General features: G+C 46.1%; 11 protein-coding genes. All 11 read right to left on the reverse strand.

The window, feature by feature from the left end; translation table 11 throughout:
- Positions 1-37 precede the first annotated feature (37 nt).
- The 11 genes from hflX to mutS all read right to left on the reverse strand — a co-directional run bounded on the left by hflX (position 38) and on the right by mutS (position 14,031).
- The gene (gene hflX / locus AB4Z50_RS22775) at positions 38-1,327 is read right to left on the reverse strand and encodes a GTPase HflX (RefSeq protein WP_441882501.1); all 1,290 of its coding nucleotides are present in this window, start codon (positions 1,325-1,327) and stop codon (positions 38-40) included.
- A 25-nt stretch (positions 1,328-1,352) separates the two neighbouring features.
- The gene (locus AB4Z50_RS22780) at positions 1,353-2,342 is read right to left on the reverse strand and encodes an AAA family ATPase (RefSeq protein WP_339202714.1); all 990 of its coding nucleotides are present in this window, start codon (positions 2,340-2,342) and stop codon (positions 1,353-1,355) included.
- An 89-nt stretch (positions 2,343-2,431) separates the two neighbouring features.
- A complete protein-coding gene (locus tag AB4Z50_RS22785; protein WP_441882503.1) occupies positions 2,432-3,109 on the reverse strand; it encodes a YdcF family protein in 678 nt (225 codons plus the stop codon).
- Entirely contained in the window at positions 3,106-3,663 is a 558-nt protein-coding gene (locus AB4Z50_RS22790) for a DUF402 domain-containing protein (RefSeq protein ID WP_076265800.1), read from the reverse strand. The genes AB4Z50_RS22785 and AB4Z50_RS22790 overlap by 4 nt, the downstream gene beginning before the upstream one ends.
- Before the next feature lie 224 nt (positions 3,664-3,887).
- The gene (locus AB4Z50_RS22795; protein WP_339202718.1) at positions 3,888-4,526 is read right to left on the reverse strand and encodes a peptidylprolyl isomerase; all 639 of its coding nucleotides are present in this window, start codon (positions 4,524-4,526) and stop codon (positions 3,888-3,890) included.
- Positions 4,527-4,543: 17 nt separating this feature from the next.
- Positions 4,544-7,024 (reverse strand): PBP1A family penicillin-binding protein, encoded by a 2,481-nt coding sequence (locus AB4Z50_RS22800; RefSeq protein ID WP_441882506.1) that lies wholly within the window; start codon positions 7,022-7,024, stop codon positions 4,544-4,546.
- Positions 7,025-7,176: 152 nt separating this feature from the next.
- Positions 7,177-7,422, reverse strand: a complete 246-nt coding sequence (gene hfq / locus AB4Z50_RS22805; RefSeq protein WP_076265797.1) for an RNA chaperone Hfq — start codon at positions 7,420-7,422, stop codon at positions 7,177-7,179.
- A 17-nt stretch (positions 7,423-7,439) separates the two neighbouring features.
- On the reverse strand, positions 7,440-8,453 hold the full coding sequence (gene miaA, locus AB4Z50_RS22810) for a tRNA (adenosine(37)-N6)-dimethylallyltransferase MiaA (protein ID WP_441882508.1): 1,014 nt from the start codon (positions 8,451-8,453) through the stop codon (positions 7,440-7,442).
- Positions 8,450-9,226, reverse strand: coding sequence for a class I SAM-dependent methyltransferase (locus tag AB4Z50_RS22815; protein WP_441882510.1), 777 nt, complete (start codon positions 9,224-9,226; stop codon positions 8,450-8,452). Before AB4Z50_RS22815 ends, miaA begins: the two co-directional genes overlap by 4 nt.
- Positions 9,223-11,304 (reverse strand): DNA mismatch repair endonuclease MutL, encoded by a 2,082-nt coding sequence (mutL, locus tag AB4Z50_RS22820; protein WP_441882512.1) that lies wholly within the window; start codon positions 11,302-11,304, stop codon positions 9,223-9,225. Before mutL ends, AB4Z50_RS22815 begins: the two co-directional genes overlap by 4 nt.
- Positions 11,305-11,331: 27 nt before the next feature.
- Complete coding sequence (mutS, locus tag AB4Z50_RS22825) at positions 11,332-14,031, reverse strand: DNA mismatch repair protein MutS (RefSeq protein ID WP_441882514.1); 2,700 nt, start codon at positions 14,029-14,031, stop codon at positions 11,332-11,334.
- Positions 14,032-14,979: the final 948 nt, after the last annotated feature.

Consider the following 14,979-nt stretch of genomic DNA (forward strand, 5'->3'; position numbering starts at 1 on the left):
TAAGTTTTGCACAGCAAAACTACTTCGTAAGCAAACCCTACTCAATATATTGTTTTAAACGATGACCGTGCTGCTCGTATTCCTGCTTACTCACATGAACGGTAAGTCGTAAGCTTTCTTCATTCACTTCTTGATTGATGACCTCGCCGCTTCGATAAGCAAGTGCGATCAAATCTCCACGCTCTGCTGGCACGTTAAAGACTACTACGTCTCCGCTGAGCTTATCTTGCACGGTTTGCTTTAACAGCTCGAGATCTCCAGCATCGTACGCGCTAATGACAAGATTGTCGCCGCTAGTAATCGGCAAATCTGCTAATGAACCGTTATTTATACACAAATCCTTCTTATTGTAGACCATAATATAGGGTTTATCCGCAGCGCCTAGCTCACCTAAAATTTTGTTAACGACTGCAATTTGCTCATCCCGCATTGGAGAGCTGCTGTCGATGACATGAAGCACTAGATCAGCCTCGCATACCTCTTCTAACGTCGCCCGAAATGCTGCTACAAGATCTGTCGGCAAGTTTTGAATAAAACCTACCGTATCTGTAAGTATAATTTCTCGGCCATTTGGCAGCTCAAGTGTCCTTGAGGTGGGGTCAAGCGTTGCGAACAATTGATTTTCTACATACACATCTGCATGAGTAAGCTCGCGAAGCAGCGTCGATTTCCCGGCATTCGTATAGCCAACAAGAGCTACTTGAATGGCGCCGGATTTTTTGCGACGCTCGCGATGCAATTTACGGTGGCGGACAACCTCGTCAAGCACCGTCTTCAGGTCAAAAATCCGATCACGAATATGACGGCGATCCGTCTCGAGTTTCGTTTCACCTGGACCGCGGGTACCAATGCCTCCGCCAAGCCGTGACAAGTTTTTACTTTGTCCAGATAGACGTGGCAAAAGATAGCTGAGCTGCGCCAGCTCAACCTGAATAATACCTTCGCGCGTTTTGGCACGACCTGCGAAAATATCCAAAATCAGCTGGGTGCGGTCAACGATTTTCAAATCCAGTGATTCTTCCAAATTGCGAACCTGAGCGCCGGACAACTCTTGATCAAATATAGCCGTTGTAGCGCCCAGTTCATCAGCTAGAGCCTTAACCTCTTGTACTTTTCCTTTGCCAATAAACCATTTGGAATCGACGGTTTCTTTGTTTTGCGTAATGGTCGTCAGCACTTCAACCCCAGCTGTTTCCGTCAGCTGTACAAGCTCCTGTAGCGACAGCTCAGGGTCTCCGCCTTTCCGCTTGTCTTTTGACGTAACTAAGCTAATCAGTATCGCTTTTTCAATCATGTTCGTATTCGTATCGAATGTTATCTCGCTCATCTCATACTCCTTCTAAACTACGCAATCATATTGGTTTCGTGTCCCACTTTAAATCATCTGGTCTAATCGTCATTAATTCCTGCTTTGCGGGAACGGAACTGGCATACTGCGTAAGCAAACGAACAGCTTGAAACCTGATCGCTTTCTCTATCACATTTCGAACATACCTGGCATTGCTGAACGAGAACATGGTGTTTAGCTTTTCCTGCATTAAATGCTGTCTTAGTTTAAATATGGTCTGAGGCTGCAATATATAATCACGGTCCTTAGCCATGAGCTCACTAATCTGAATCAGTTGATCAACCGAATAATCTGGAAACTCAATTTGGATCGGAAAACGTGACGGCAAGCCTGGATTTGTGAGCAAAAAATCGTCGATTTCGGCAGGATAACCCGCGAGTATGAGCACAAAATGATTTTTGTGATCCTCCATTGCTTTTACAAGCGTATCGATTGCTTCCTTGCCAAAATCTTTTTCCCCGCCCCGAGCTAGACTGTACGCTTCATCAACAAACAACACTCCGCCGATTGCTTTTCGAACGAGGTCTCGCGTCTTCTGAGCGGTATGTCCAATATATTCGCCAACAAGATCAGCTCGCTCCACCTCAATCAAATGTCCTTTCGTAAGTACACCCATCTTTTGAAACAGCTTCGCGACGATGCGGGCGATTGTTGTTTTTCCTGTCCCTGGATTGCCTTTAAAAATCATATGATACACATGAGAGCCGCCAAATAATCCTGCTTCAGAACGCATTCGGCTAATATAAAGCAACGCATATATTTCGTACACAAGAGATTTCACGTTGTCCATGCCAATCATCGGTTCAAGCTCTTTCTGAATGTCAGCATAATGATCGACGCCCGGCAGCGGCTTCACTGCAGGCAGCGGTTCTGTCTCTAAAGCAGGAGCAGAGGCCCCAGTCTGAAATGTTTCTTGCGTTCTTAGGACCACATTGATTTGACGGGAAGGCCTTGCAGTGCCATTGCCGGATCCCGATTTGACGTGTCCACTCATCTGTGGCATCACCTATCCTTTGCTTCGAAAGCTGTAGCGGCTAACCGCACTACAAGTTTATTCTACTTTGCAGCAGCATATTAGCAGATTTACAGCTTCGAATCGGAAGAATGAAATCCGAGACTAAGCAATAGAGAGTCGAGCTTCCACTTTGTAAAAGCTAGTACTTCACGCGACTCATTATAGACAGGATTTAGCACCTTTGATTTTATACCAGCGACTTGAAACTGAACAAAATCAAGCTTTTTTGCTATCTCCATTGATCTTGCAGCATGATAATCATGGGTGATGACAATTAGTGTTGACAGGCCTTGCTGCTCTGCGATCTTCTTGCTGAATTCAAGATTTTCGTACGTGCTGGTCGCCTTATTTTCTAGCAACAGCTTGTCAGCTGAAATACCTTTTGTTATGAGATAGTCCCTCATACCCTCGGCTTCTGTTTTCTTTGAACCGTTGCCATCCAATCCACCTGTCAAAATAAGCTTGTCTACCGTACCCGCCTTGTATAATTGCCAAGCAAGGTCAAGCCGTTCCTTCAGTGCTGGACTTGGCACATCATTCCACAAAGCAGCACCAAGAACGATGCCTACATCCGATGGAACAAGCGGCTTATTCGTATCGAAACCGTTAATTAACCACAGTAAATATCCACACCAGAACACGCCTGCACATATTAACCAGGCAACAACACGAAACAAGAGCAGCCACGGTCGCTTTTTCTTCGATCTTCTGCGCGGGCTGCTCCTTGAGACGGTTGCCTTCCTCATGATTCGCTTAATTCCCCGGTTTTTGCAAGCAAGCTCTTGCGATGCTTAAGGCTCAGCGTAAAATACCGGAACCGTCCGTTTCGTATGCTCGATAATAATTTCCCTGCTGTTTTGCGTGCAAGTGCAACATCCTTGCCATTAACATCACCTTGCCTTAAGGCATCCTCCAGCTCATCCTCGTCCATGAGAAATACCTCGCCGCTTGGCAGCACAACCACGTCCAAATATAAATCATCGAACCAAGGCACTTGCTGATCGGTTAAGCCTTGTGTTTTGCAAACATCGATATACCATTGCACGACACGTCCCTTGTCATCAAACATCGTCGTGACGACAAAATGCTCGCCTCTTGGAAAATGCTGCATCCACAAGTATCCGCGATCTGCCAAACATAATCTACGTCCGTTATATTCCTTCCATAACGGCTCACGCAATTCATGAATCCGGTAAAACGTCACGAGACCTTTGAACTCTTCACCGTCCAGCGCTAGGCACGTATAGCTCTTACGCAAGATACGCCGCCAGTTAGCTCGGTCTGAAAATTTTCTCTTCATACGGAACGTACCCTTCCGTTCATTTGGGAAAAGCTCGCAAGCAACCTGCACAGCTCTTCTTGGCTTTGTTAACACAACGAACATTTTGCGACCAACGACAATTGAAATTTACCTATAAAAAAAGATTACCATAACTTAACGTCCATCTCCAGCCGACAGCCAAAATAAACCAAGCTCTTTGCGATAAAATAAAAAGAATACCGCCCCGAAAGGCGGTATTCCTCTTATTGCTCAACGATTTCAATCGAATCAATGACGATATTTTCAGTTGGCAAGTTGTTTTTCAAAGGCGTCTTCGAAATGGCTTTTACAACATCCATGCCACTCTCCACCTTGCCGAAAATCGTATAATTAGGCTCGCGGTTTAAATTTGCAGCATCAGGTCCCGTGCAAATAAAAAATTGGCTGCCACCCGAATTAGGCTTGCTTGCGTTTGCCATCGCGACAATTCCTTCTTCGTATTTCATTTCCGAACTTAGTTCATCTGGAATTGAATAACCTGGAGTACCATATCCATTTCCTTTTGGATCTCCGCCTTGAATCATGAAAGACTCAATAATACGGTGAAAAGTTAATCCATCATAAAAGCCTTCTCGCGCGAGAAAAACAAAATTGTTCACCGTTACCGGCGCGTCTTCCGTAAACAGCTTGACTGTAAAATCGCCTTTAGTCGTTTTAAACTTTGCTAAGTACGACTTGTCGAGATCAATCTGCATATCAGGCATCTTGTCCCAGTTCATCAACTTGGCTGAAGCTGAAGCACTATCCCTTCCTGAACCATCCTTGCCGCAGCCAGCTATAACCATAACTGCTGCGACAACAATGATCAAATACAAGAATGGTGCTCTCTTTCTATTCGCCATTGCTAACCACCCGTTTCTTACGTATTGCCGCCGGTTTCAGTATTTCCTAGAGCATTGTTGCTGTTGTTCGTATTTGTGCCAGTGTTTGGAGTTGGCGTTGGTGTTGGTTCACCCGTTCCGTTTCCTGATCCTGGCGGTTCAGTTGTTCCTGGATCTGTACCATCAGTTGGAGGCAGCGTCGGTTCTCCATCACCGCCTTCTACTGGAGGTGTAGGCTCTCCTCCGTCCGGCTCATCTGGATTCGGCTCCATTGGCACATCCGGAATCACTTCTGTTTCCGGAATGCTGATTTTAACTTTTTGAGATGGGGCACTTTCCAAATCCTGCTCAGCATCATAAGCCACAACATAATATTCATAGGTCATTCCCGGGAATGCACTCATATCATCTACCCCTGTGGAAGTGAGCGAGTCTACGAAGCGGATGAAGTCACTTTCTGAAGCTTCCTTGCGGTAAACCTGATAAGTGACCTTTCCATCCTGATACGGATCCCACGACAATTGAACCTTCATTTCTTCTGGAATAAATACTGCTTTAAAATTTGTTATCGTTGCCGGCGGTTTATTTTCTTTAATGCCTTGCGGTTTCTTAAAGCTTGACTTCGCTACATCCTTCATTGCAGGTTTCATAACCTTGGAGAACATGGAAGCCGCTTGACTGCTGCCCGTCTTAAGGATATGTTCCACATTTGTCTTATCGTATCCCATCCATACGGCTGCTGTCCACTCCGGCGTGTAGCCAACAAACCAAGCATCCCGGATACCCGAGCCTTTGTAACCTGGAATACCATGCTGAGTAGTACCCGTTTTCCCTGCCAATGGACGATCAATTGCTGCTCTTGTACCTGTACCGCCCTTTTGTACGACCGTCTGCATCATCTCGGTCAAATAATAGGCAGTGCTTTCAGACATGAGCTGCTTGGAAGGTGGAGCTTTATATTCATACTTATAATTATTTTTGCCTTCAATCTTCGAAATCGCATGAGGATCAACGGACTTTCCTCCGTTTGCAAATACGCTATAAGCTGTTGCCATCTGCATAGGCGTTGCACCTTTGGACAAGCCCCCCAGTGCAGCTGTTAAATTACGATCATCTTTCTCAAGCTCGATGCCAAGCTTGCTTGAAAAAGCAAACCCTTGCTTCAAGCCTACTTGATTCAGCATCCAAACGGAGGCAAGATTTCGAGAATCCTTAATCGCCTGCTGCATCGTAACTGCAGTTGCTCCCCATCTATCCGTTGGGCAATAGCTGCCGTAACATTTCTTGTCATTTGCAAGTACAGTCCATGGATAATACTTGCCCGTTTCAAGGGCAGGACCGTAAGAGATAATCGGTTTGAAAGCTGAACCTGGCTGGCGAGGAACCTCTACCCGGTTAAGTCCCTTTTTCACGTAATCTCTGCCGCCTGTTAAGGCTTGAATCGTGCCATCGCGGTGATCAATAATGATCATTGCGCCTTGCACTTGTTGGTCATCCTTGCTCTTCTCAAAGTTGTCATCATCGTTAAACTGTGTATCCATCGTATCCTGTGCTTGCGGGTTTAGCGACGTATAAATCCGGAAACCGCCGATCCGAAGCTCTTCCTCGGATTTCCCAGTCTTCTCCATCGCTTCTTCAACCACATAATCAATAAATGCTGGATACTTTTCGGTATTTCTTTCTTCATGATTTTTAGGAATTTCATACACGACCGCTTTTGCCTCTGCCATCTCTGCTGCCGTAATCAAGCCTTGATCGTACATAAGCTTAAGCACGACTGCTCTCCTGTTCATCGAATCCTCAGGATGATTTATTGGATTGTAGCGGTTCGGCGCTTTCGGCATAGCGGCAATAGTAGCAATCTGCCAAAGCTCCAGCTTATCAAGATCAGTGTCGAAATAATACTTGGCTGCTTCCTTAACGCCATGTACTCTCTTGCCAAAAAATATTCGATTCAAATACATCGTTAATATTTGTTCCTTGGACATTTTGTGCTCAAGCGCTACCGCAATAGAGGCTTCCGTTGCTTTACGGAAAAACGTCTTATCCGCAGTTAGAAATACGTTTTTGGCAAGCTGTTGGGTAATTGTACTTGCTCCCTCAACCGCGCTGCGTGCGATAACGTCCTTCACAACAGCACGTCCGATAGCAAAAAAATCGATTCCTGAATGCTCATAGAAACGTTGGTCCTCTGTTGCTACAATAGCATCAAGCAGTTGCTTTGGAATTTCCGAAAATTCAGCAATCTCACGATTTTCATTTGGATCGGACAATCGTGAAATTTCATTGCCATTCACATCATAAATGATGGATGCTTCACCCATAGTCAGTTTGTTCGCATTTTCAGTCAGAACTCGTTCACCGTTCAGCACGATAAGCAAGTATCCGATCAAGCCGCATACGATGGCGATTACAGCGGTGAAAAATAATCCATAAAACCATTTCTTTCCTGATATCTTCTTTTTCTTCTTTTGTTTAGAAGTTTTAGGTGCAGTTGTTTTGCTTGGTCGTTCAGCCATAGCCGACTCCCCTCCTGTTGTTCAATTGTCTGTCTAATCTAGTTTTACCACAAAATGAAAAGAGCAACCCAGCTTGGAGCGGGGTTGCTCTTGCCTGCCGCTATCTAGTTAAACGAGACACGTTATAAGAAAGTTTCACTAACTGATTAAGCCTATGAATCGGAACTGTTATGATCCTGCTGCATAAGAGAAACATTCCGCTGCGGGGTAAACGTCGAAATAGCATGTTTGTATACCATTTGTTGACGACCTTCGCTGTCGATGATAATCGTAAAATTATCGAACGCTTTAATAACGCCCCGAATTTGGAAGCCATTCATTAAAAAAACCGTAACCGGTATGTTGTCTTTGCGAAGCTGATTCAGGAACGTATCTTGAATATTGATCGATTTGTTCATTGGACGTTACCCCCGTCTTAAAAAGATTGATTAGAAGTATATTCAAGATTAACTTGAAACTTTCCTGCTATTATATCATGAACAGATTGCAAATTGTTGTGAAAATTTTCCCCCATATCAATCCAATGAATGTCTTTCATATGACGGAACCAGGAAAGCTGGCGTTTTGCAAACCTTCTCGTATCTCTTTTCAGTAGCTCTACCGCTGCTTCCAATGAGCATTCTCCCTGTAAATATTGTGCAATCTCTTTGTAGCCAAGACCCTGCATAGCAACCGCTGCAGGCGGCAAATCTCTCTCAAGTAGTCGCCTCACCTCATCTACTAAACCTAGCTTCATCATCTCATCTATCCGCAGCTCTATTCTACGATACAACTCCGCACGGTCCATAGTCAAACCGATGATGCAAAGCTCGTATGGAGACACCTTAGTTTGGCCGGCTTGCTGATCGGAAAAGGTTTGTCCAGTCATGTGATAAACTTCCAGCGCACGGATGACGCGGCGCATGTCATTTGGGTGCAATCTCTGCCCTGCTAGAGGGTCGATAGCAGCTAAGCGCGCATGCAACGCTTCTGCGCCAAATTCAGCCGCATAACGCTCTTGCTCTTGCCGGAATGCAGCATCTGAACCAATTTCTGCAAACTGAAACTGATAACAAACGGACTCCACATATAAGCCAGTACCTCCAACGATAAACGGCAGCTTTCCTCGCTCCGATATTTCCGCGATCGCTTTCGTTGCTCCAGCTTGAAAATCAGCAGCGGAATACGCTTCATCCGGCTCACAAATGTCGATAAGGTGATGAGGAATGCCTTCACGCTCTTCAAGTCCGATTTTGGCAGTACCAATATCCATGCCGCGATAAACCTGCATGGAATCGCCCGAGATGATCTCCGCATTCCAGGCTTTTGCAATATCTAAGCTCATTCGTGTCTTGCCTACAGCTGTAGGACCAATGAGGACTAGCAAAGGCTGCTTTCGAATCGGAAGCCCTTCTTGAGCTAACTGCGTATTGTTTATTTCTTCACTCAAAGCTTTATCACTCCATATGCAATTTTCGAAGTATTCACATGCTTGCGTTCAAATCCGAGTCTTGCAAATTCACCGCTAGCTTGATGCTCCTTTAGAACTACGCTTTTCCTTGCAACACGTTTTGCTTGCTCAATCACTTCATCCGACAATGCGTCCATATTTGCAATGCCGCGAAGCGGCTCCATCGAGCTGGATTCGTTAATCGGTTTCCGGAACATAGGGTCAAAATAAACGATATCTACACTATTGTCAGGCAATGCTTTTAAGTATTCCAAATGATTCATGCACTTCATGTCAATACGTCTCATTGCCTCATTCACATCAGGAAGGCTTGTTTCATAACCTGCTAGACCCTCTCGAACGATAGCGCATAAGATAGGCTCGCTCTCAATCGCGGTAACAGCTCCTTTAGGTCCAGAGGCATAAGAAAACACTAGAGAATCCGAAGCAAGACCTGCTGTGCAATCAATGATTTGATCCCCTTCCAAACATCCCGAAAGCTGGATAAGAGGATCTGTTTCACCGCGCCGCAGCCGTTTTACCCGCACATATGCCATGCTGGGGTGAAAATAAAGCGGCGTCTCTGATTGTCCGTCATAATAACGAACCTCTTCCTCGGTTACGACGATTAGCTGACTGTCATTGCTTAACGATAATAGTTTGTTAACCGTTAAGTTTCCGCGTGCTTTGAGCGAAGCGGCTAGCTCTTCAGAAAGCCGGCTTGCTTGCTCCAAAGCCCGTTCTGAAGGCTTCGCCGTCGTTGTAACAATCAAGACATCACCCGCTTGAACATTTTTTCAAGCTGATAGGTCGATAGATGCACAATGATTGGGCGGCCATGCGGACAAGTATAGGGCTGTTTGCAGTTTGCAAGTCTTGTCAAGAGTGTCTCGCCCTCCTCACGGTTCATACGATCATTTGCTTTAATGGAGGCTTTGCATGCGCACATAATGGCCGCCTTTTCCCTAAGCTTGCCGATATCAATCGTTTTTCGCTCGGAGATGAGCAGCTCTGCCATTTCCTCAAGCAAGGATTGCTCCTCGCCTTGAGGCATCCATTCCGGGTAGGAACGAACGAGAAACGTTTGAGGACCGAAGGACTCCAGCTCCACGCCTGCTTGCGCGAACATAGGAATAAGGTCCTTTAATTGCATCGCTTCTCCTGCTGTAAATTCAAGCGTCAACGGAACAAGCAATTGTTGGCTAGCTGCCTCAGGATTTCCGAATTTTTGAAAGAAATATTCATAATTGATCCGTTCATGCGCAGCATGCTGATCGATTAAATAAAGACCATCCTCCGATTGCGCTACGATGTAGGTGCCATGGTGCTGTCCAATCCAGTGAAGCTCAGGAAAGGATGGTTGATCCTCTACTGTTTCTTCTTCTGATGGCAGCTCGGCGATCATGGCTTGAACTACTGGCGCCTGCACCTCATCAAAAAGGTTCTCTTGCGGCACATCCGCCTGGTAAGCTCGAGCCTCAGCGAATTCAAGGGTCACAGCAGCTTCTTGAGCAGCATTTCGTAACGAATCAGTGTCTAAGGCTGTTTCAAGTGATTTTAGATTAGAACCCGAATCATTAGATGCTTGCTCCATATGCGCGGGAGCTTCACGGACGGTAAAGCTGTCAATAGGAAACGTTGGAGGAGGAGCATAAAGCTTCTCTGCCGCATTCCTAGGAACATATTCCCGATCAATAACCGGCGGCTTATAAGGCGTCGATGAAGTCTTATTTGTCGCTGTTGGTTGGTAAGGCTTAAACGATTCCGCCATGGGCTCAGGGCGATGGAAAGAAATCGCATCTTGAACGAACAATGGCTTTGAACGCTCCAGCTTATTGCTTGATTCTGGGCCCGGTATATGTCGCTGGCGACCTAACACCGCTTTAATCGCATCCTCTATCATTGTACGAAGCTCCGGTTCTTTACTGAACCTGACCTCCATTTTGGATGGATGAACGTTTACGTCGAGCAAGCTTGGATGCATTCCTATTTCTAATATCGCAAGCGGAAAACGATTGATCGGCAGCAGCGTATGATAAGCCTGCAGCAAAGACTGATTAATCGTATGACTGCGAATGTAACGTCCGTTAACGATTGCAGTAATCCCATTTCGATTCGCACGTGTGAGTTCCGGCTTCGAGATATAGCCGCTCAGCTCGTAATCTGAAGTTTCTGCTTCGATCTTGAGCATCACCTTCGCTGTATTTGAGCCATAAACGGCCGCAATGACTTGAAGTCGATCGCCAGTTCCGAGCGTACGAAGCAGTACATTCCCGTTGTGCTTGAACGTAAATGCAATGCCCGGATGAGCAAGTGCGATGCGGTTAATATAGTCGGAAATATGTCCTAGCTCCGTCTGAATTGCCTTCATATATTTAAGGCGCGCAGGTGTATTGTAAAATAAATCCCGCACGGTCATTTCCGTGCCCTGCGGCGCATTTGCTGGTTCATCAATGGTAACCTTGCCGCCCTCTATTACAATCCGGCGAGCAAGTCCTGTCGACGTTTCCGAAGAGGTGCACTGCAGCCTCGAAACAGCTGCGATACTCGGCAGCGCTTCTCCGCGAAAGCCAAGGCTCGCAATACGGAACAAGTCGCTTGCTGTAGAGATTTTGCTCGTCGCATGCCGCTGAAATGCGGTTACGATATCGGCTGCCTCTATGCCGTAGCCGTTGTCGATGACCTTTATAAGCGATAAGCCGCCTTCTTCAATCATTATATCGACCGTTGTACTGCCGGCGTCTACCGCATTCTCAACAAGCTCTTTGACGACTGAAGCAGGCCGCTCTACCACTTCTCCTGCGGCTATTTGGTTGGCTAGCTGCTCGTCCAATATATTAATTTTTGCCATGACGTTGCTGTTCCCCCTTTCACGAAACTAGTCATTTAATTTCGATTTCATATCGTTAAGCCACTGCATAGCTTGCATTGGCGTCAAATTAAACAAATCGAGCTTGCGCAATTGATCCGCCAGCTGCTCCGCTTTCGGATTCGCTTTCTTCCGCATGGGCYCTGCTTCCACAGCAGCTGCTGGCTCATCAAATATCGAAAGCTGTACCATTGCACTGGTTTCCTTTACTCGTTCATTGCGAGTGCTGGTATTGGAAAACACTGAAGAGTCCTCCGGTACTGGGTAAGTGAAACGATTGCTAGAAACAGCACTTTCAATGCCAGCTGTTGCTTTCGGAGTTTCGTCCGCTAGTGTCTCATCAAGCAGTTCATAAGCTCGTCCAATGATCGATTGCGGCAGTCCAGCAAGCTGTGCACAGTAAATTCCGTAACTAGTGCTTGCAGCACCTGGAATCAGCTTTCGCAGAAACGTTACATTATCGCCGCTTTCCTCAACCGCCATACGTGCGTTAGTCAAAGATGGCAAAGATTCCTCGAGATGCGCCAGCTCATGGAAATGCGTGGATACCAGTGCTTTGCATCCAATATGATGGTGGACGTATTCAATAACTGCTTGTGCGATTGCCATTCCTTCACCCGTTGAGGTGCCTCTTCCCAGCTCATCTATGATAACAAGGCTGTTCGCCGTTGCTTTCTCCGTCATTAGCTGGATATCCTTCATCTCAACCATGAAGGTGCTTTGCCCGCCGATAAGATCGTCAGCCGCTCCAATTCGTGTAAAAATGCGATCGATTAACGGAATAACCGCTGACTTAGCAGGAACAAAACAGCCCATCTGAGCCATGATGCAAATGAGTGCGACTTGGCGCATGTATGTGCTTTTACCAGCCATATTAGGCCCTGTGATCAGGAGCATCCACTGCTCGTCCTTATGGAGCGAAGTACCATTTGAAATAAATGGCGTACCATCCATCATCGCCTCTACGACTGGATGTTTTCCATCCTCTATGTGCAGATCATAATTCTCAGTCACGCGCGGACGTGAAAAACGACGTTCAGCGCTGACCGTTGCCAGCGATTGGTAAACATCAAGCTCAGCGATAATCGCAGCGGCCTTCTGCAGCCGATGAAGGTGTTGCGACAAATGATCACGCAGCTCGATGAAACGCTCATGCTCCAGATCGACCATTTTATCCTCTGCTTCGAGAATCAGCCGCTCTTTCTCTTTGAGCTCAGGAGTTACAAATCGCTCCGCATTTGCCAATGTTTGCTTGCGCTCATATCTGCCTTCAGGCAAGCTTGATAAATTTGCTTTTGAAACTTCTAAATAATAGCCAAAAATGCGGTTATAGCCGATTTTTAAGTTTTTAATGCCTGTTGCCTCGCGCTCTTGACGCTCGAGCTCAGCCAGCCATTTTTTGCCGTTCGTGCTTGCCTCGCGCAGCTGATCCAAATAGTCATCATAGCCAGCACGAATCAGTCCGCCTTCTCTAATGGTAACTGGAGGATCGTCGACTAACACGGTTTCAATCAGATCAGCTAAATCGGAGCAATTGTCCGTCCCATCCACAAGTGCTTTGAGGACCTCTGAGCCAGACTGTTCACACAAAGCAGTCAACTGCGGAATGCGGCGAAGCGAACTGCGAAGTGCATTTAAGTCGCGCCCGTTTGCGCTGCCAAAAGCTACTCTGCCGACAAGCCGTTCAAGATCGTAAATAGGCTGAAGCTCTGAGCGTATGTCATCTCTCAAAATTAAATTAAGGTATAAGGTCTCCACTGCATCCAATCGAGCTTCAACGGCAGCGCTGTTTAATAACGGTTTGTCGATCCAGCGGCGCAGAAGCCGCGCTCCCATTGACGTTTGTGTACGATCAAGTAGCCATAAAAGCGAGCCCTTCTTGTTGCGATCGCGAACCGTCTCGGTTAGCTCCAAATTTCTACGTGTATAATGATCCAAAATCATATATTGATTCGGCTCATAACTCGTTATCGAACGCACATGTCCAAGTGAGCGTTTTTGTGTTTCGTCCAAATAACCCGTAAGTACACTTACCGCTAGCAGGCGTGCTCCAGAAATTTTGGCAAGCTCCTGCTCTCCGAACTGCTCAGCAAGCTTCTCCGCATCCATTGGCTCACGGGCGGTTAACAGCAGCTGCTTATTCCACACGGCTGCAGCCTGAACTCGGTCAAGCAATTCTTTGTCCCCGACCAGCTCCGATGGCTGATAAACATTTATTTCATCAATCAGCGCTTCGACATGTTCTTGGAATGAGGTTACATAAAGCTCACCTGTCGATAAATCGCAAGCCGAAAGCCCGAACAAGCCTTGGGAGCGAACGATTGCAGCAATAAAGTTGTTCGTATTTCCGTCAAGCGCCTTCGATTCCATAACGGTACCGGGTGTAATAATTCGAACAATTTCGCGGCGGACAACACCTTTTGCCACTGCCGGATCTTCGACCTGCTCGCAAATAGCTACCTTGTAGCCTTTGTCCACTAGTCTGCTAATATAATTTTCAGCGGAATGATAGGGTACACCGCACATCGGTATTTTTTGCTCGCCGCCGCCCTCTCGGCCTGTCAGCGTAATTTCCAGCTCGCGCGAAGCGGCTATTGCATCCTCAAAAAACATTTCATAAAAATCGCCTAATCGAAAAAATAAAAAAGCATCTTTTGCCTCTTCTTTTATAGCTAGGTATTGCAAAATCATTGGAGTATATCCAGCCATTCCGATCCTCCTCAAAAACGTAGGCAGCATGCTGCTCCGTATATGTTCAAATAATTAATATCGTTAATTACATGCGTGCGATAATATAATCCTTTTGCGCCCATGCAGTAAACAGTAGATATTCATTATAACAAGCGGAACAGATGTGCGCCATAAGTGAAACGGGTTGTGGGTGGTTTTGTTTGTTTTGTGGGAGGTGGTTTGGTGGGGTTACGGGGTTTGTGGGGTTTGTGGGGTTTGTGGGGTTTGTGGGGTTTGTGGGTTTGTGGGGTTTGTGAGGTTTGTGGGTTTGTGGGTTTGTGGGTTTGTGAGGTTTGTGGGGTTTGTAGGGTTTGTGGAGTTAACTGCAGGGAGTTATTTAAATGAGGGGCTTCATGGAAGCGGTGTTTGCTGATGGTTACCAGTAGCATTGCTTATGTTAGCTGGCTTCGGTGCGGAATGCTAAAAATTTGTGACTGTGTGGAGATGAGGTAACTTGTGAAATGGGAGAAAGGAGTAGGTTTAACGGACACTAGATACGTTATTATGCTCATTTTGCCTGTTTACGCAGCACTAACGGACATTCAATCCCTTATTTGGCTCCTCGAGCTAGTTTTAGCTCCCTTTTGCGCAAATAGCGGAATATATGTCCGTTAGATTCAAATATGTGCTTGATTATCGAAAATAGCGGAACATATGTCCGTTAGGAGGTGTGTGGTGACTTTTGCGATTAGCTAACGGACATCAGGTACGCTATTATTCTCATTTTAGCTGTTTACCCATTACTAACGGACATAGAATCCCTTATTTGGCTTTTCGAGCTAGTTTTTAGCTCTCTTTTGCGCAAATAGCTGAATGTATGTCCGTTAGATTCAAATATGTGCTTGATTATCGAAAATAGCGGATCGTATTCCGTTAGGTGGTGTGCGGTGACTTTTGCGATGAGCTAACGGACATCAGATACGCTAT

The sequence above is a fragment of the Paenibacillus sp. 2TAB26 genome (genome assembly GCF_052115145.1).
Lineage (GTDB): Bacteria > Bacillota > Bacilli > Paenibacillales > Paenibacillaceae > Pristimantibacillus.